This is a genomic window from Epilithonimonas hispanica, from assembly GCF_003385395.1.
Taxonomy (GTDB): domain Bacteria; phylum Bacteroidota; class Bacteroidia; order Flavobacteriales; family Weeksellaceae; genus Epilithonimonas; species Epilithonimonas hispanica.
Genome location: NZ_QNUG01000029.1, coordinates 1 through 18,217 on the forward strand (window position 1 = coordinate 1; position 18,217 = coordinate 18,217).

At 32.9% G+C, this 18,217-nt stretch carries 16 protein-coding genes; 7 read left to right on the top strand and 9 right to left on the bottom strand.

What is annotated here, in order from left to right; all coding sequences use genetic code 11:
• Positions 1-203: 203 nt before the first annotated feature.
• The 4 genes from DRF58_RS12785 to DRF58_RS12800 all read right to left on the bottom strand — a co-directional run bounded on the left by DRF58_RS12785 (position 204) and on the right by DRF58_RS12800 (position 5,083).
• A complete protein-coding gene (locus DRF58_RS12785) occupies positions 204-1,124 on the bottom strand; it encodes a response regulator (protein WP_116036004.1) in 921 nt (306 codons plus the stop codon).
• Positions 1,108-3,435: an ATP-binding protein gene (locus DRF58_RS12790; protein ID WP_116036005.1), complete on the bottom strand. Its 2,328-nt coding sequence runs from the start codon at positions 3,433-3,435 to the stop codon at positions 1,108-1,110. Before DRF58_RS12790 ends, DRF58_RS12785 begins: the two co-directional genes overlap by 17 nt.
• A gap of 2 nt (positions 3,436-3,437) precedes the next feature.
• Positions 3,438-4,652, bottom strand: coding sequence for a DNA cytosine methyltransferase (locus tag DRF58_RS12795; RefSeq protein ID WP_116036007.1), 1,215 nt, complete (start codon positions 4,650-4,652; stop codon positions 3,438-3,440).
• Positions 4,653-4,861: 209 nt separating this feature from the next.
• Positions 4,862-5,083 (bottom strand): helix-turn-helix domain-containing protein, encoded by a 222-nt coding sequence (locus DRF58_RS12800; RefSeq protein WP_116036009.1) that lies wholly within the window; start codon positions 5,081-5,083, stop codon positions 4,862-4,864.
• 644 nt (positions 5,084-5,727) lie between these two features.
• On the opposite strand from DRF58_RS12800, the gene DRF58_RS12805 reads away from it, so the two are divergent.
• The 3 genes from DRF58_RS12805 to DRF58_RS12815 are packed head-to-tail and all read left to right on the top strand — an operon-like array spanning position 5,728 to position 11,799.
• Positions 5,728-8,748, top strand: a complete 3,021-nt coding sequence (locus DRF58_RS12805) for a SusC/RagA family TonB-linked outer membrane protein (RefSeq protein ID WP_116036010.1) — start codon at positions 5,728-5,730, stop codon at positions 8,746-8,748.
• Between the two features lie 5 nt (positions 8,749-8,753).
• Positions 8,754-10,121, top strand: coding sequence for a RagB/SusD family nutrient uptake outer membrane protein (locus DRF58_RS12810; RefSeq protein WP_116036012.1), 1,368 nt, complete (start codon positions 8,754-8,756; stop codon positions 10,119-10,121).
• Positions 10,108-11,799, top strand: coding sequence for a hypothetical protein (locus DRF58_RS12815; RefSeq protein ID WP_116036014.1), 1,692 nt, complete (start codon positions 10,108-10,110; stop codon positions 11,797-11,799). The genes DRF58_RS12810 and DRF58_RS12815 overlap by 14 nt, the downstream gene beginning before the upstream one ends.
• Before the next feature lie 122 nt (positions 11,800-11,921).
• Here the strand turns inward: DRF58_RS12815 and DRF58_RS12820 are convergent, their stop codons facing one another.
• Positions 11,922-12,137 (bottom strand): hypothetical protein, encoded by a 216-nt coding sequence (locus DRF58_RS12820; RefSeq protein ID WP_116036015.1) that lies wholly within the window; start codon positions 12,135-12,137, stop codon positions 11,922-11,924.
• 277 nt (positions 12,138-12,414) lie between these two features.
• On the opposite strand from DRF58_RS12820, the gene DRF58_RS12825 reads away from it, so the two are divergent.
• The 3 genes from DRF58_RS12825 to DRF58_RS12835 all read left to right on the top strand — a co-directional run bounded on the left by DRF58_RS12825 (position 12,415) and on the right by DRF58_RS12835 (position 16,012).
• Positions 12,415-14,118, top strand: coding sequence for a helix-turn-helix domain-containing protein (locus DRF58_RS12825; RefSeq protein WP_116036017.1), 1,704 nt, complete (start codon positions 12,415-12,417; stop codon positions 14,116-14,118).
• Between the two features lie 46 nt (positions 14,119-14,164).
• Positions 14,165-15,013 (top strand): RteC domain-containing protein, encoded by an 849-nt coding sequence (locus DRF58_RS12830; RefSeq protein ID WP_116036018.1) that lies wholly within the window; start codon positions 14,165-14,167, stop codon positions 15,011-15,013.
• 543 nt (positions 15,014-15,556) lie between these two features.
• A complete protein-coding gene (locus DRF58_RS12835) occupies positions 15,557-16,012 on the top strand; it encodes a hypothetical protein (protein ID WP_245955446.1) in 456 nt (151 codons plus the stop codon).
• 178 nt (positions 16,013-16,190) lie between these two features.
• Here DRF58_RS12835 and DRF58_RS12840 read toward each other — a convergent pair whose 3' ends face one another.
• The 4 genes from DRF58_RS12840 to DRF58_RS12855 are packed head-to-tail and all read right to left on the bottom strand — an operon-like array spanning position 16,191 to position 17,770.
• Positions 16,191-16,382 carry a hypothetical protein gene (locus tag DRF58_RS12840; protein ID WP_116036020.1) on the bottom strand — a complete coding sequence of 64 codons (192 nt, stop codon included), beginning with the start codon at positions 16,380-16,382 and terminating at the stop codon, positions 16,191-16,193.
• Positions 16,383-16,402: 20 nt separating this feature from the next.
• Positions 16,403-16,615: a hypothetical protein gene (locus DRF58_RS12845; RefSeq protein ID WP_116036021.1), complete on the bottom strand. Its 213-nt coding sequence runs from the start codon at positions 16,613-16,615 to the stop codon at positions 16,403-16,405.
• The gene (locus DRF58_RS12850) at positions 16,599-17,015 is read right to left on the bottom strand and encodes a DUF5675 family protein (RefSeq protein WP_116036023.1); all 417 of its coding nucleotides are present in this window, start codon (positions 17,013-17,015) and stop codon (positions 16,599-16,601) included. Before DRF58_RS12850 ends, DRF58_RS12845 begins: the two co-directional genes overlap by 17 nt.
• Before the next feature lie 2 nt (positions 17,016-17,017).
• Positions 17,018-17,770 (bottom strand): hypothetical protein, encoded by a 753-nt coding sequence (locus DRF58_RS12855; RefSeq protein WP_116036024.1) that lies wholly within the window; start codon positions 17,768-17,770, stop codon positions 17,018-17,020.
• A gap of 239 nt (positions 17,771-18,009) precedes the next feature.
• On the opposite strand from DRF58_RS12855, the gene DRF58_RS12860 reads away from it, so the two are divergent.
• The gene (locus DRF58_RS12860) at positions 18,010-18,213 is read left to right on the top strand and encodes a hypothetical protein (protein WP_116036026.1); all 204 of its coding nucleotides are present in this window, start codon (positions 18,010-18,012) and stop codon (positions 18,211-18,213) included.
• The last annotated feature ends 4 nt before the right edge of the window (positions 18,214-18,217 follow it).

Here is an 18,217-nt window from a genome sequence, read left to right on the forward strand (position 1 = left end):
CAGCATTAACTTTCATTCAGTTTGTAAATGTTTTTGTTTTCAGTAGAAAAATGAATAGACTTAAAATTGAATTAATTTAATAATGCACTACGAGTTGATTGTAATTCTTTTGTACACTTTGAATTTGCGTTACTTCCTTTTTGCTTAGATTTTGACTGTACATAGAAAGCGACAAAAATAAAGTCAAAAACCAAAATGGTTTTTTATAATTTTTCAATACTTTGGTCTAAATCTGAGATGTTCTTTTTATGTTTAATTAGATTAACTCTAATTGTTTTACAAAGTTCTGCGTCAAAAGTTATATCACAAGCTTTTGTTTGAAAGTATTCAATACCTTTTTCGTTATCTTTTACATATTTCGCATGAGCAAATTCATTTCTCATTTTAATAATTTCATTTTTGAAATCATTAATAAAATTGTCTTTACCTTCATCATCTAAAATTTGACTAATTGCAATGGCTCTTTGAGAAGAAGATATAAGTAACGGGTCTTTAAGGATTTTATCTATTCTATTTTTTTCTTTGTATTCATTTGATTTACTAGCTTTTTCTCCGTAAAAAGAAACTAAACTGTCAAAAATAGCATTCTTAACATTATCAGAATCTTTTTTGTCAAGATATTTTATGATAATTTCTAACATTTCATTTTCAAGATTACTTGCTTCTTGAATAAGTAAACCTCGCATCGGAACAATTTGTTGGAACTTTCTGATTGTTAAAGAAATCAAATCTTTAGCTTTCTCTATGATTTTTTCATAGTGTACTGTACCTGAAATTTTTCTCGTATCAACAAATGTGATTCTATCTTTCTTAATTGTATCTGCTACATCTCCTTGAGCTGAATAAAACATGATTTCTGTATTCACATTTTGTCCTCTAACTTCTTCAATGATTTTATCGCCATCTCTTGAATTTTCTTCCGTTTCATTCAAGTGATAATCCGTTAAGATTAAATCATAAGAATCATTTAAGTGCTTGAAAAACTCTTCTTCGTTACTTACTAAATTAATATTAGGTTCAAAACCTTCATTTACAATAAAGTTTTGAAGTTCTTCTGCGTAATTATCATCTATTATATCTGATTTTTTATCATCAAGCCACAAAATACTATATTCTATTTTCATAAGGCAATGTTATTTGGAAAGTTGTTCCTTCATTTTTTATTGATTGAACATTAATGTTACCTTTCATCTTTTTAACAATTTCATTTGCTTGAAATAAGCCGATTCCTGATCCATCTGTAGTAGAATACCCTAATTCAAATATCTTATCGTAATCTTCATCTGGTATATAATTTTTTCCATTATCAAATAAGGAGATTATTATATTTTCATCTGAAATAGTAAAAGAAATTTCAAATTTAGTTGCTTTTGATTTTTCCGAATTGTTTATAAAATTATCAAATAATGTTGTTATTTCTAAAGGTATAAATTTAGTTTTATAATAAATATCTTCTTGATTTTTAATATCTATTTCCATAGATAAATCAATCACTTTATCATTACTAAGGTATATTTCATTAATGTATCCTATAATGAACTCAACTAAATCTTCATTAATTTCAGTAGCTTTAAGATTAAAATTTGCCTTAGTAATATAATTGGCAATAGAATTTATTTTAGCAGATTCCAAGGAGATTACAGAAATGAATTTGTTATACTTCTCAAAACCATCTACATTTTTTATTTGTTTAAGGAGGAGTCCAATATTTCTGTTTATTCGTCCAGAAGAATGAAAAATCTGATGTTGTAAAGCAATAATTTTTTCTTTGTCAGTTCCTATAATTGAATTTGTCCAAAGATTCTTCTTTTTTTCAGCTTCTATTTGTGAATTTAGTTTTTCATTCTCTATAAGAGCTTTAATTGTTTCTTCTTCCGCTTCTTCTTTGGTTGTTTGTAAATCAGATATTTTCTTTTCTATTTTTTTGACAGAAGAAATAATTTCGTTTTTATTGAAATCTTTGTTGTTGACTTTTTCTTTAATTTCTTCGAGAATTTTTTTAGTAGAATTCTCTTCTTTTTCCTCTAAAATGTCAAATAAGTCGTCCGCATATTCTATAGAAATTAAATTTTGAGAACGAGCTAATTTTTGTACTATATTTTGAAGTGCTAATACTTTTTGAGATTCATCTAAATTGATATAGTCATCTTCTGATAAATCTTTTCCCCAATCAGAAACTTCTACAACATATCTTTCTAATCTACGCAATGTTGTATAAAACCATTCATATAATTCATTATAAGCATGAGTTTTTATTAAACCATCTCCACGACTTGAGGTTTCAACTAAATTTGAGTTGTCTCCATTTATTTCAATATAGCCAATTGACTCTCTCGTACCAATATACCTAGCGGTACCTTGAGCTTTTCTGTTGTCCATTTTCAGAGGATCTTCACCTCGTTCACCGTATGGATAGATTCTTAATCCATTTTTATAAACAAAGATATGGCCATATTCTACGGGCTGTAGCCCCATTCTTCTTGAAAAGGTGGATTTTGCAGATTGATTTAAGTAGTAAATTGTAAAATCAACCTCACTTAAATATAAATTAGTATTATGTTCTGCAATCTTGTAAACTAGTTTTCCTCCTTCAAACAATTCTGTAGAAATTGTGTTTGATGAAACTTTAGAAATAATTTTTGTTGTTTTGAAATCTAATGTTTCAAATATCAAATTCTTAACTTCACCATTTACAATTTCATTGTAGATTGCTTCTTCTGATTTTTTCTTTTTTACTCCAGCTTCTCTTAACTCTTTATCTTTATCTTGTTCGGATTCAACAATTAAATTGATTTTAAATCTGTCTTCTCCATTTTGAGAATTAGGGTTTATAAGCTTAGCTAAAGCACTTTTTAATTTAAGTAGTTTTTCTCGATTCCAGTCACTTCTTAAGCTAGTTATTTCTAATACTGTTCCATTATCTTTTTTGTATGAGCTATTATTTAATGTTTCGTGTAGTACGCTTATATTAATAAACTCATCATTTAAGTCATTATCGAATTTTTCCCAATCAGTAATAAGAGCTTCAACTTTTGCGTTTTCTTCATCTTTGATTGATTCAAGATATAAGTTAGAGCCTAATCTATCACACGAAAATCGACCGATTCCCTTAGCTCCAGCATAAGCCCTTTTTACTTTTATTTTATCCCTATACTCATAGTTATCTTCTTCTGTACCTTCTTTTTTAGCAGAATAAGCTACAAATAACCATTTGTTAATCAGGTCAGAATAATTCATTCCTTTCCCATTATCAGAAATAATTATTTTTTTGAAAGAGATATCATCTCTTTCAAAAATAATATCTACTTCATTTGCATGAGCATCATAAGCATTTTTGACAAGTTCAAAAACAGCAATAAAGTCATCATTGATTAAATCACGACCAATAATATTTTTTAATGCTGAACTTATTTTAAAGTTTAATTCGTTCTGCATTACTATAAGAGATTTTTTAAAACAATTCCAGCTTGTTCTGCGAATAATGGAGGGATAGCATTTCCTATTTGCGAATATCTAGGAACTTCTTTAGTTCTAAGTTTTCCACCAGTTGTATATTTTCCTTGAAATTGATACCAATCGGGAAAGGACTGTAATCTTGCATATTCTCTAACTGTCAATATTCGAGGTTCTTTGTAATGAATATAATCATCAGGAAGTGTCGTAATTGTTGGACTACAATTATTCCCACACAAGGGTATAATGGTATGTTTTTTAATGTTATACCTTTCTCTTATTTCGTTAGAGATATCTAAATTTCTTCTGTTTTCAGTTAATTCTAGAATATTCTTAAATTTTGCAACTGTAGAATCTTGATGTTTTGCGAATCTATGGCTATCTGGAATATCCGATTTAATATTTTTGCGAGAATATTTTTGATATTTTGATTTACTTAAACCATATTTTGATGATTTAAAACTAGGGGAGTCATTTGAATCAACTAATCCATTGGACTGTAGTAAATCAGAGATTGCATCTTCCACAGTATTTATAAAATTTAAATTTTTATTTTTTAAAAAATTGAATTTATTATTTTCCAATTCTTCAAAAAAATTATCTACTGTTTCTTGCGAAGCTTTTGGAAGATCATTCTTCATCCCTACCAAAATAAATCTTGTTCTTTTCTGCGGAACTCCAAATTCAGAGAAATTTATTAGTTTTCCTTGTACAATATAACCGAGGTTTCGTAGATTTTTTAGAACTAATTCAGAATATGCGATACCTTTCTCTTTATTCTTTTTAAATTCCATTGTAAAACCTTTTACATTTTCAAAAAAAATCAAATTAGGCTGTACAAGTTCAACAAAATTTATATAGGAATTTATTAAATCATTTCTCTCATCAGATTCATTTCTTCTACCTGCCATCGAAAAACCCTGACAAGGAGGACCTCCTGCAACTAAATTTATTTGACCTCTAAGTTTTTTAAGTTCTGATTCAAAGTTATTTAATACTTCATTGATGTCATGTGCCGTTTGAGGTAGCCATTCTGGCCACTCAAAATGCTTTCTCTTTTTAATAAGATTAAATTCTAAAGTTTTAAATGCATCATCATTCTTTTCAATAGCAAAAACACCTTTCCAACTAGAATTATGTAATCCCAATGATAACCCTCCACAGCCAGAGAATAAATCTACATATTTAAAAGTGTTCATCTATACAAAAAATTTCTCAAATTTAATTCTTTTTTTATTGTAGTATACAAATTTTGAAATGAAAATACTTTAAACTCTTCATTATTTCTTTTTTTAACATTATTTAGATGAAATACCGATGATAAAAAAACAGAAGAAGTTCTGGAGCAATGTTCAGAGAGATATTATAAATTAATTGGAGAGTAGTAGTAAAAAGTGATAAGAAAACTTTAAATACCTACGGATTTAAAAAAGTCTGCTAAAGTAATTTCTTTAGCAGAGCATATTCGCATAATGGTAATAAGTGCAATTTGATAATTTTCATCATCTTTTATCCTGCGAACTGTTTTTTCATCAATACCGTGATCTAAAGCAAATTGACTATTGTTGTCTGAAGGAATAACCCATTCATTCCTTATATATTCAACAATTTTTCTATTTACTTCAAACATAGAAACAAATAAATTGTTAATTGTTAAATAAATCTCGGACTGAAATCCGAATATCAAAACTTTTTACTATATTTGTAAGATAGGTTACAATAAATGTAACTTTGCGATACTTCAAAGAATTATAGAAGCTATTGCTTAGAATCTCAAATTCGAAAACTGGTAATTTTTAACATACGAGATGATAAGCAGGAAGCTCACGACCTAGGCGTGGGCTCTCTTATCTGTATGTAAGGTATACCAGTACCCCGAATTGGATAATGTAGAGTTCCATGCCGTTTTCTTTCGATGCTGTTCGCTCATTTCTACATTATAATCTAAGCTTGCTTCCTAACATAGTATCAGATTAATGGATACAATAGGAGGGTACGGCCTATTGAGGCTTTCGATAGCTTACTTGGGAACTTAGATTTCATTCATATTAAATTCTTTCCGGTGCCTTGTGGTCACTGCCTTAGAGCCTCACCAGTCCTTTTTCATACTTAAAGGCATCAGGAAAGTTTTTCATTGATATGATGAATCGAAACTATTAAACTTGAAATAAAAAAAATGAAAAAAGCCCATTCCCATACAGTTTGCAGACCTAAGGGAACGAGCTAGGCTCAGTATTTAATTCAGTTAAGAAAATTAAAAACCTTTACAAATCTATGAAAAAATCCTATTCTCTAATAGGGGGTATTTTCTTTGGTCTTATGTTGAGCACCGGTGGTGTTACTGTTAAGGCTCAGTCTCAGAATCAGACCCGAACCATTTCAGGGACTATAACTGCTGATGGCAAACCGCTTTCTGGTGTTGTTATCTTACAAGAGGGCAGCGATCAGTTCACTACCTCCAACTCTAATGGAACTTATCAGCTACAAGTCCGATCAGAAAATCCTATTTTATTATTTAAACATCCTAATTATATGCAGGAAAGACTACCTGTTGGTAGTCAGACTGTCATTAATCTTAGTTTAAGGCAGGCAGTAACTGGTATTGAGGAAGTAATTCTTAATGCTGGTTATTATAAGGTTAAGGAGAAGGAGAGTACGGGTAGTATTGCTAAGATTACTGCTAAGGATATTGAAAATCAACCTGTGGTTAATGTGCTTTCTGCAATGCAGGGGAGGTTGGCTGGTGTCAGTATTACTCAGAATTCTGGAACTCCTGGTGGAGGTTACGATATTCAGATAAGAGGTAGAAATTCATTGAGGACTTACAGTACAGGAAGTGTTAATGCTAATGCGCCTTTGTATATTATTGATGGGGTTCCTGTTCCTGCTGGAAATGATTTTCGCTCTGGGATGGCTTCTGCTATTCTTCCATATCAGGATACTAATCCTTTAAGTGCTATAAACCCAGATGATGTTCAAAGTATCGAAGTTCTTAAGGATGCGGATGCTACTGCTATTTATGGTTCACGAGGGGCTAATGGTGTTGTATTAGTTACGACAAAGAAAGGCAGTAAAGGAAAAACTATTGTGAGCTATAATGGGTCTTATGGAATTGGTAGAGCTGCCAGACTTCCTGAAATGATGTCAACGGAGGAGTACATTAAAGTTCGAAGACAGGCATTTCAAAATGACAATATCCAAAACATTCCTGCGACTGCGTATGATATCAATGGCCGTTGGAGTCCTGACAGAAATACCAATTGGCAGAAATACTTTATTGGAAATCGTTCTGAGCAACAGAGTCATCAGATTAATATTTCTGGGGGAACTGATAATACAAGGTTCAATCTAAGTGGTTCACACGATGAGCAAACTACTGTTTTTCCAGGTGATTATGGTTATAAAAGGAATAATGCTGGAATCAGTTTACAGCATCAAAGTCCTAATAGGAATTTTTCTGTTCAGTTTTCTTCTTATTACAGCACACAAAATAATGTGTTGCCACCTACTGATTTCTACAGGGTTTACACAACTCTTGCGCCTAATGCTCCTGATTTATATAAGCCTGATGGAAGTCTTAATTGGGAAAATAATACGTTCACTAATCCTTTAGCCGCTGCTACTCAGACGTACAGTACAGGGTCTAAACAGTTGATCTCTAATCTGTCAATGGATTATAAATTGATGCAGGGATTGATGCTTAAAATCAATAGTGGCTATACTGATAATAAGGTCAATGAAACAAGATTGTTTCCTAAAACCTTTTATAATCCAAGTACCAATATTGGTAGTGAACGCTCGGCTATTAGAAAAGGAGAAGTCAATAATACGAGTTGGATTGTCGAACCTCAGCTAAGTTATGATAAAAAGTTAGGCAATCATCAGATTCAGATGTTGCTGGGTAGCACGTTTCAGGAACAGAGAAGTACCAATCAAGTCTTATATGCATCTAATTTTCCTTCTGATGAATTGATTGAAAATTTAGGGTCTGCTCAAAGTCTGATAGTTAACAGTACAGGATCATTTACTTATCGTTATCAATCATTGTACGGACGTATTAATTACAATTATGATGGAAAGTACCTCTTAAATTTAACTGGAAGGCGTGACGGTTCAAGCCGTTTCGGTCCTGAAAGAAGGTATTCTAACTTCGCTGCGGTCGGTGGTGCTTGGATCTTTTCCAAAGAGAAATTTTTACAATCTGTTAAATGGCTGAGCTTTGCAAAACTTAGAGGAAGTTATGGAACTGCTGGAAGCGACTTGATTGGAGATTATCAGTATCTGGATACATATCAGACAGGACAATATGGTTATGAGGGTGTTCAAAGTATTAATCCTGTTAGACTTTATAACCCCAATTTTGGATGGGAAGAAACCCGTAAAATGGAAGTGGCTTTAGAGGCTGGTTTTTTAGATAATCGGATTAATGTTTCGGGAGCGTATTATCGTAATAGAAGTAAAAATCAATTGGTTGGAATTCCACAGCCGGGTACTACAGGATTTTCGACTATCCAAGGAAATCTTAATGCGACTGTTCAAAATACAGGATGGGAGTTTGTGCTTGATTCTAAGATTTTCAATCGGGATAATTTTAAATGGAGTAGTGTCATCAATTTTTCTGCTCCAAGAAATCAATTGATTGATTTCCCAAATCTTGAAGGTTCAACTTTTGCGAATACTTTAGTCGTAGGTAGATCTACTACGATTCGAAAGCTTTATCATTACATTGGAATAGATCCTGTTACGGGTATCTATAAGTTTGAAGATGTTAATAAAGACGGCAAGTTGGATATTAATGATAGGACTGTTGTTAAAGATATAGGGCTGCGATGGGATGGAAGTATTCAGAACAGTTTTCAGTATGGCCGTTGGAAATTACAGTTCCTTGTTCAGGTCATCAACCAGAACCTTACCAATAGTAAGTCTAATGCAACCAGTTTGGGATCGATGGGAAATTTGCCCGTTCAGTATTTGGATTACTGGACGCCTGATAATCCCAACGCCACCTATCAGAAACCTACTACATTGGCTAACGCAGCTTTGACCACAGCTGCAGTTAACTTCACTAACAGTGATGCTGTTATTAGTAATGCCTGGTATGTTAGACTGAGAAATGTATCACTACAATATGATTTTCCAGCAGATTTACTGAAAGTTATGAATGTGTCAGTGTTCTTTCAAGGTCAGAATCTTGCTACATGGACCAAATTCAAAGATATTGATCCTGAGCTAGTCCTCTCTGGTTACACGCCTCCTTTACAGGTTTTCTCGTTTGGTTTCAACATAAAATTTTAAATAAGATGAAAAATATAATTTTTATATTCTTTGGTTTACTAGTCGTTAGTTGCAATGAGTTCTTAGAGGTAGAGCTTCCCAAAGATCAATTAACCGCTGATTTAATTTTTAAAGATGACCAGCTGGCTAAGTCAGCAATGGCAGGTGTCTATAGATCAATTGAGGAAAAAGGATTTTTGACAGGTTCCTCAATGGGAATCAGTGCATACATGGGATGCTACGCTGATGAATTGACAGCACACGAAACAACTAATTCCAATCTTGTACAGTTTTACAGATTAACACTCAACCCACAAGCAAATCTAATTAAAACGTTATGGAACGACACATACAATCAGGTTTATTCGATTAATAGAATCATAGAAGGTCTATCTGCATCTAGTAATGTAAGTGTCGATGTCAATAATAGACTAACTGGTGAAGCTTATTTTCTTAGAGCTTTATTACATTTTTATCTGACCCAAAGTTTTGGAAATGTACCATACATTAAAACAACAGATTATAGGATTAATGCAGTGGTAGCTAAGGTGGAATCAGATGAAGTATTGCGTAAGGCGTTAGAAGACCTAAGTAATGCTGAAAGGCTTTTACCTGAACAGCTTGCTGCAGGTGCTAGAGTCAGACCAACAAAAATGGCGGTCTATGCTTTAAAATCAAGAATTCACTTATATCTTAAGGAATGGGATCAGGCTATTTTATATAGTTCGAAGGTAATATCAAATGGTAGTTATGCCTATGAAACTGATCTTAGTAAAACTTTTAAAAAGGAAAGCAGAAGTTCTATTTGGCAGTTGGAACCTGCATTAGCGGGAAGTAATACCAAGCAAGGAACATTGTTTATACTTTTGACGGCACCACCTACTCAGTTATCATTGTCCAATAGCTTTGTTAATTCATTTGAACCACAAGACCAACGTAAAACAAACTGGATTGGAACGATAAAGGATGCTCAACAGAATCAATTCTATTATTCATATAAATACAAACAGAATACTGTTACTTCGACAACACAAGAACATTCAGTTGTCCTGCGAGTAGAGGAACAGTATCTCATACGAGCGGAAGCTTACATCAAAAAACAAATGATACAAGAAGGCTTGTCAGATCTGAATCTTATCAGGAATAGAGTGGGGCTACCCTCATTAACTACTGTTGACGGTCAGGCTCTTTTAGTTGCTGTTATGAATGAAAGAAATCACGAGCTATTCACTGAATTTGGACATCGTTTTTTTGACTTGAAGCGTTCTGGTGAACTTACCACTGTCATGCAGATCGTTAAAGCTAACTGGAAAGCAGACTATCAAAATCTGCCACTACCTGAAAGTGAACTGTTGTTAAACCCAAATCTGCTTCCTCAAAATGATGGTTATTAAAAAAATATTAGTGTTTGTTGTTCCTTTGTTTATTTCCTTTTTTAAAGGACAGATAAACGAAGATTCTATTAAAGCAATTAATAATTTATACGCTCAATATTATACCAGTGCTGTTTTGACAATGAGTCCAACACATAAGTGGGCTATAATAAGTGACAAGAATAGCTATGGTTTGGAACGTGCTCACTTAGTACAGCTTCAGACTGGAAAATCTGAAGATATTCCTTTATCTTATAACAATTACTTTTTTGGTGATAATCTGCTAATAATTCAAGAGAACGAACGTACCATTGTTAAATCACTTAAAAACAAGAATACAATCCAATTAAAAGGGAACTATCTCTACGAGGCTTTTGATAAGGTAGGGAAACTTTTATTTTATGATAGGTTGAAAAAAGAACTATTACTATTTGACAGCGCAGGGAATAAACTGAGATCATATGAAGATATCGAAAGTATAGGGAAATCACATGAGCAATCTCAAATCGTATTCCGTAATTCTTCACAGACTTTTAAATTTGATCTAAAAAAGCTTGAACTCACTCAATGGAAATCCGAAGATAAGGTTTATTGGCAACGCTTATTAAATGAGGATGTTATAAGTTTAGAATCTAATGGTCAGAATTATCTAATTAGGCATTATGGTAAATTGAATAATATAAAGACTAAAATACTACATATCCAAGAGGGCTTTTATCTTGACAGCTTATCAACAGCAAAAATGACATTAAAGCAAAATCGTTATTTGATCTTACCTTTAGTTAAGAAAATCGATAAGTCTAAAGTTCAGCAGAGTTTGATTTTGTACACTAATCAAAATGCCTATTATAAAACCCCAATGAGCCAGATGGCCGTTTTTGATTTGACTGAAAGTAAATGGAAGCGTTTGCCTGAGGGTTCTGATTTTTTTAGCAGACAGATTCTATTGGATGATTTTGGAACAATAATGTCATTTGATCCGTCCGTAGACAAAATAGAGAATGAAAGTAATGTTACTCATCAGATGACAATTGAGAAAAAGTTCGGAGAAAGCAAAATTATGATAGATAATTCTCACGAGAGAAAACAGAATTACTATTATGATGGATTAACAAACAGGATGATTTATTTTCAAGACCAAAAATGGAAGATTGAAAACCTAAATAACGGTTTAGTTTCCGAGATTCCTTTCGAAAAGCCTTCAAATTTCACAAGCTGGGTTTACAATGGTCTTTCAGATTATAGCTCAGGAAATGCATATTCTACAAATAAAAAAGGATTTTGGATTATTAGTGATGGATACGATTTGTTTTTGGTTGATTTAATTCATGTTACCGCAAAAAGATTGACTTTCGGAAGAGAAAAGGACATAAGTTTCTCTATTCAGGAAGATTTTAGAACCAAATACTTAAATGAATCATATTGGGATATACCAAAGATTCTACAAGTGAATATGAATCGAAAGTTAATCTTAAAAGCTTTTAATACGACTAACTATACTTCTGGTATTGCCGAACTTGATATTAAAAATTTAAGGCTGAAAATGTTAGCGACATTGGACGATGTGATACAAGAAGTTTTTGTCACAGATGAAAATATTACTTTTACAGTCCAATCGTATAATCAGCCTCTTTCAGACTTGAACCAATCTCCATTTGATTTTCTTACCGCAATAGTCTGGCATTTTGGTCCCTTTTGATAAGGGATGCTGTGTTTTAAAATTCCCCATACTTTCCCAGATACCACTTTTAGGACATGGTGAGCCGGTGGAAACTGTAATGGATGTATGAGGAATCATCTTTTCAATGTTTATTAATTATTTTAATTATTTGGATTGATTCTCCAATTGTCTCCATCTCTTACTGGTGGGTCAGGATCTACAATCGATGTTTTTTTTATTGTTGAATCACTGATTGACTTATTGGAAAATGCTTCGCTATTGTAATTTTCCGTAGCTAAATCTTCATCTCGATTGTTACAATTTTGAACGGCAAATGTAAACGCCGTTAAACATAAAATTGGGATAAATTTTTTCATTTTAATTAGGTTAAGTTGAAATTATCCCGGCCGGATTATTTAGAATTCTGAGATCAAAGGTAGACGGCTTTCAGACTACAAAAAAAACCTTGTAGTAGCGATTTTAAAATTAATACGAGTCAATTTTAAAATTGATACGACAAAAAAAGCGCTTAAAAATGCTAATAACGTATGATTACGAATGATTTGTTTCCAAAATTAGCGTATAGTCATCGTTAATCGGCTATTTAAAGACAAAATGACTATTTTTGATTTGGTGAGGTTCTAAATATAGCTTATGCAAAAAGGTTTATTCTTTCTTTTCTGTTTTTTTGTTTTTTCACAGCATTTTTTTTCGCAGAATAGTGAAGAAAAAATCTTCAGCGAAATCAGAAAAACTTACGAAAAAAAAGCAATTGATGATGTCGATGCAATGGTTCAAGTGTGTCGTTTTATCGGCCAGGCAAAACGTACCTCTAATGTGATCAGATTATTGCAAGGATATCGTGATGGAAGACAGTTCGATAAGAACAACAAGTTAGCTTATGCCGATAGTGCTATTGCCGTTAGTCTAAAATATGGAACTAAGAATGATATTAGCAGAGATTACCTTAGCAAAGGCATTATCTATTATTTTTATCAGAAAAAGTACAAACTAGCCTTGGATGAATATCTCAAAGCATACAACTATTCAAAAGGTTCAACAGATCAATATCTTCAGCACAAAGTGATTTACCATTTAGGGGTTGTCAAAGTTCATTTAGGATACTACGAGGAAGCTCTTGAGCATTTTCAATATTGTAATTCATTCTATAAAACTAAGTTAAGTAGTGCACTTCTTGAAAATGAAAAGTTCAACTACAAAAAAGCTTACTATAATAGTCTGCATCAGCTTAGTGTTGTTAACAGATACCTGAAAAATTTTAAGATTAGTGATAGCTTAAGTCACTTGGGATATCAACTAACATTACATGATAACGACTTTAAATTAGAAAATAGCTATTTTCTGAAGTGCAAAGGAATTTCTAAGTTTCATACTAAAAACTATTCCGAGGCTTTACGTGATTTAAAGCAGTCTTTAACCGTTATTCAATTAAAAGGCGATTTTGCTTGGGCTTCTGTGATCTATTATTACATGGGTAGGGTATATATGGCACAAAATGATAAGAAGAATGCAATTGCCAGTTTTAATAATATAGATTCTATTTTTGTAAATCATTACTATATTGTACCTGAGGTTTATAGTAGTTATAATTTTCTGATAGAAAATTATAAAAATAACAATCTCAAAAAACAACTTTATTATACTAATCAACTGCTAAAAGCAGATAGTGTGATTGCTAAGGATTATGTCTATTTATCATCAAAGCTTCACAAAGATTATGACAGACAAATTTTAATTGATAATAGCGAATCACTTGAATTAACTGGGAAAAATAGATTTAGAGTTGCATTGTTTGTTATTTTAATTACTGTTTTACTTCTGGTCTTTTTTATACTTCGGTATCGAAAGGATTTAAAAATTAAAAAACAATATTACCTCCTTCAGAAAAAACTTTCTGACCAAATTACCCAAAACATTGTTACTGTAGATGAAGAAGCTCCTCAGTATTCTTTAAGAAAAACTTTTCTAGCACCCGAGATAACATCACATATTGAAACTAAACTTAAAAAATTTGAAACTGAACTCCAATTCAGAAAGAAAGGATTGACTCAGAAAAGTATTGCTGCAAAATTAGATACAAATTCTCATTATTTATCAATTTATATTAACGAAAATAAGGGAATGAATTTTAATAAGTATATGGCATATCTGAGAATCAATTATATTACAAGTCTTTTAAACAGTGAAAGCAAGTATCTTAATTACCGGATGGATGCGCTAGCTGAAGAATGCGGAATTGCTTCCCGCGCAAATTTTTCAAACTTGTTTTATGAGATAAACGGAATTAGACCTGGTGACTTTATTAAGAAGCGAAAAGCCGAACTTGGAATAAGCTGATATAGGCTTTCATAAAGGAATTTTTGTAAATTTCTGAAAAAAGGACATGGTAACAAAAACTATTTTTAGAAAAACAAACCAGCTGTATGAAGAGCTTGATGTAAAAATTAATGTATTATGGAAGGAAAGAAATGACATTGTTTTAACAGCTGAAAAGTCACTAATCTTTGTGGATGAATATGTCCGGAGATTAAAAGCAATGATATCTGTTCATCATTTTGAAAATGTGGCAGATGAAATCTATTTTTTTAAGGAACTAAAGCCGCTATTTATTTCTAAGTTTATCTATTATTCTAAAGTACTGGAGATTGAGGCACTAAAACCAAATGCTGACAATAAAACTTTAAAAGATTTTTACGAGACAGAGCAGGTTAAATTGCAGATATTTTATAACGACAATTCTGAATTTTATAGCTATTATAGACGTAAGGCTACTTATCTGGATCATAAATATTTTACCAGAAAATCCAATGATCTTAAAATGAGATTGTCGTCTAGTCTTTATGACCTCGATGAACAGTTTACAACTTCTCACGACAGTAAGGTGTCAATCATTAAGGCTGACGAACTTTTGCAAAACTATTTTACAGAACAAATCAGAATAATCGAAAATCCCAAAAGCGATTTATCTAATTTCGATTCAAAACTATCTTGGTCTTCCTCGAAGGTTTCTTTGCTGGAAGTTTTGTATTCTTTGCATCTTACTCAATGTTTTAACGGTGGAAATATTGAATTTATCGAAGTGGTTCGGGAAACCGAAAAGATTCTTAGGGTAGATCTTGGTAATTTCTATAAAACAATTGGTGAAATTAAAAGTAGAAAATATAACAGAACAAAATTTCTGGAATTATTGACAAATAATCTTAATAAAGCTATTGATGATAATCTTTTCTGAAACAAAACTTCAATTTCTATCAACGAGTATCGTTGAAATTATTTCTTAAATAGGCTTTCTAAAGTAATTGACAGAGAATCGTTCGGTAGTTACGAAGAACTACCGAACTTTTTTTTTGACTTTTTCTAAACTTTGTCATAGAAATATTTAATGATTATGACAGTTCCTTTAAACATGTTAAAATTTGATTCGTCAATTCGAGTGTTTTTTCGCAACAAAGTGGAGAAAAAATGTATCGAGAATAGAATTGGTCTTCAAAATACAAACTTATCCATACGTTTCGGCTGAAGTGGACAACTTTAATTAGACCTTTTAAAATGTTGATTCGTCAATTCGAGTGTTTTTTCGCAACAAAGTGGAGAAAAAATGTATCGAGAATAGAATTGGTCTTCAAATGACAAACTTATCCATACGTTTCGGCTGAAGTGGACAACTTTAATTAGACCTGTTAAAATGTTGATTCGTCAATTCGAGTGTTTTTTCGCAACAAAGTGGAGAAAAATGTATCGAGAATAGAATTGGTCTTATGACAAACTTATCAATATGTCTCATCTAAAGCAGTCTACTCAAACTGATGAAAATACATCAAAATGCACCATGGGTTTTGAATATAATTTTTTTAACAAGTCTTATTCCTCATTTTGCAAAATAGATAATAACCAAAAACAACCAGATATTATGTACTACATCAAACATCTCACAGATTTTTTCGAAAAAGTAACGCAGGACAAAATACTCAATCCTACACACATAAGTTTATACATAGCTTTATTCCAGTTATGGAACTTCAATCGTTTCAGAAATCCTATAAGCATCTCAAGGGATGAGGTTATGAAGATTAGTAAAATCAGCTCCAAAGCAACCTATCATAAATGTATTAAGGAGCTTCATGCAAGGGGATACATAGATTATCAGCCATCTTACAATCCATTCCGGGGAAGCCACGTAGTGATGTTTTATTTTACTGACAAACCTAGACAAGAGGTAAAGAAATCCTAATTAGATAATTAATTGTTTTAGATACACAAAAGGAATTGGTTAGCATTAACTTTTGTATAGCTAATACATTTTTAGGATATGAGCTTTAACATAGAAATGATAGGATATTGTACTACGTTTTTTATAGCAAAAGCCTCTCATATATTGAGAGGCTCTTCTATTCCATAACTTGATAGGATTATCTCTGGAACTTGTTTTTAATATTTCTGATAAGAAATTTCACCATCAAAGTAGCTGCAAAACTCGATATGCCGCCCACAGACGCCAATACAATGGTCTTGACGACATCTTCGCTGGGAACATTCACAAACAGAGTTAATACAGTTCCGAATGCGGTACTTACTTTTGTTGAGTTATCCACGTAATTCATAGCAAAATTGATTTAATGGACTAATCATCACGATGGATAGCGGTTTGACTGATTGCTGATGCAATACCGCCCGCAACAGCAAGGTAACCTGAAACCGTTATAACAATAGTAGGTAGCGAGATGGGGGCTGTAGCTATAACGCCGCTAACTGCAGTCATTAGCAAACCTATGTTTCTTATCATTTTAAAGAATTTTGGAGTAGGCTCCTGGATTCTTTCAATTACTTTTTTCATTGAACATCTTTTTAATGGTTAATTTAATTACATGTCCTTTCTCTAGATGCGGAAAAATGACATCTTTCAATCGTTCAAAAGCAACCCGTGATTGGATGCCTTTTCCTTCGCCGGTCAGTGTCGTGACCGGAGCAATACAGCCATTCAATTCTTTCAGCGCATCATTGGCGGGATGAAACAGGATCAGGTCTCTGTTTTTAACCGCAACAACTTCCAGATGCCATTTAAATTTAGGGCTGTAACGTTTTCTGATGACGTAAGTACCCTCGGGGATACAGGAAATTCTTCTCTGATTTTCTAGCCACGGCAATTCTATAGTTTTACAGATTTCATCACCATTATAGGACAAAATGCCGTTGGTTCCCGAAGAAAAATACTCCCTTTCTAATACAAGCTCCATGATCAGCCTATAACGTCCACGAGTTTCAAAGCATTGTAGGTGCCATTCTTTAGCGGGTAATTTACGCCATTGACTTGCTGGTAGAATTCTACACCAAGTGCCAGAAAGAGCGGATGGGTAGAGCCTTCAGTGAGTTGTAATGGGATATCCAATGCAGCGGTAAGAGTACTATCCCAGAGCAGAACAGCGGATTCTCCGGTGGGAGCAACATAGCTCTCATTTTCAAAATCGATTTCCATCGCGGCTGCAGTCAGTTTAAAATGGGTAGTACCTCCGGGGGCTGTTATCATTTGGTCTGGTACAAAAGGTGCGAAAGATACACCGGCTTCGCCGGTTGCTCTGTCCAGTGTCTTCTCCCACGGAGCATAGAGGGTATTTCCAAGTTTTCCATTGGAGTTAAAATCGAAACCGATAAGGAGTTCTGCCTCTCCGTCGATGACGTTTCTCAAACCTCTCGGATTGATGGCGTCCATCTGTACCACTTTAATCATTTCCTTGGTCAGCCGGCTTACCATTCTGCTGTCATTGAGATTTTGCAAAAGTTGACGGATAGAATTTCTCAGGACTTTTCCGGCCTTTCCGGCTCTCCCGAATTCAGCGCCATTTTCTCTGGTTCTTTGAAAAGCAGGGTCGGTTCTGATTCTGTCTGCAGATATACCGCCTTTCTCTCTGGCGAGGTAGCCGTCTTTGGATTTATAGAAGGTAATGCCTCCTATAGTACCGCCTAATTTTATAATACTTCTTTGTCTTGCCATTGTTTTAAAATTTTAAGTTAAAAATGGGGTTAATTACACTTCAATCATTTTTTCGTTGCAACAGTTTTGATTGATTTCTCTTGCAAATTTTAGCTTAAAAAATAGACCGTCAAAGACTCTGGTGTTCCATATGTCCCAAATTGACATAGATGTCTTGATGAAGCAGAAAAGACCTGAGAAAAATTGTTTAACTTGCATAGATTAGAATAGATAATCCTAACCAAAGGCATACATAGTGTATGGAAAAGAAAATGAATAGGGTTTGCATCTATCCAAAAGACATACAGCTGATAACAGGCAAAAGTTATCGCCAGAGTACAAGATTGATGCAGAAGATCAGAAAAGATCTTAGCAAACAACCCCACGAATTCCTGACAATCGAAGAGTTTTGTTCTTATTCAGGAATCAAATACGAGCAATTAGCTCATCTTATTTTAGGATAAGATT

Coding starts and splice junctions, on each gene's coding strand:
- DRF58_RS12825 (WP_116036017.1), top strand. CDS start 12,415: ATGCAAAAAGGTTTATTCTTTCTTTTCTGTTTTTTTGTTTTTTCACAG.
- DRF58_RS12805 (WP_116036010.1), top strand. CDS start 5,728: ATGAAAAAATCCTATTCTCTAATAGGGGGTATTTTCTTTGGTCTTATG.
- DRF58_RS12855 (WP_116036024.1), bottom strand. CDS start 17,770: ATGGCAAGACAAAGAAGTATTATAAAATTAGGCGGTACTATAGGAGGC.
- DRF58_RS12860 (WP_116036026.1), top strand. CDS start 18,010: ATGGAAAAGAAAATGAATAGGGTTTGCATCTATCCAAAAGACATACAG.
- DRF58_RS12820 (WP_116036015.1), bottom strand. CDS start 12,137: ATGAAAAAATTTATCCCAATTTTATGTTTAACGGCGTTTACATTTGCC.
- DRF58_RS12840 (WP_116036020.1), bottom strand. CDS start 16,382: ATGAATTACGTGGATAACTCAACAAAAGTAAGTACCGCATTCGGAACT.
- DRF58_RS12845 (WP_116036021.1), bottom strand. CDS start 16,615: ATGAAAAAAGTAATTGAAAGAATCCAGGAGCCTACTCCAAAATTCTTT.
- DRF58_RS12815 (WP_116036014.1), top strand. CDS start 10,108: ATGATGGTTATTAAAAAAATATTAGTGTTTGTTGTTCCTTTGTTTATT.
- DRF58_RS12790 (WP_116036005.1), bottom strand. CDS start 3,435: ATGCAGAACGAATTAAACTTTAAAATAAGTTCAGCATTAAAAAATATT.
- DRF58_RS12835 (WP_245955446.1), top strand. CDS start 15,557: ATGTCTCATCTAAAGCAGTCTACTCAAACTGATGAAAATACATCAAAA.
- DRF58_RS12795 (WP_116036007.1), bottom strand. CDS start 4,652: ATGAACACTTTTAAATATGTAGATTTATTCTCTGGCTGTGGAGGGTTA.
- DRF58_RS12830 (WP_116036018.1), top strand. CDS start 14,165: ATGGTAACAAAAACTATTTTTAGAAAAACAAACCAGCTGTATGAAGAG.
- DRF58_RS12850 (WP_116036023.1), bottom strand. CDS start 17,015: ATGGAGCTTGTATTAGAAAGGGAGTATTTTTCTTCGGGAACCAACGGC.
- DRF58_RS12800 (WP_116036009.1), bottom strand. CDS start 5,083: ATGTTTGAAGTAAATAGAAAAATTGTTGAATATATAAGGAATGAATGG.
- DRF58_RS12810 (WP_116036012.1), top strand. CDS start 8,754: ATGAAAAATATAATTTTTATATTCTTTGGTTTACTAGTCGTTAGTTGC.
- DRF58_RS12785 (WP_116036004.1), bottom strand. CDS start 1,124: ATGAAAATAGAATATAGTATTTTGTGGCTTGATGATAAAAAATCAGAT.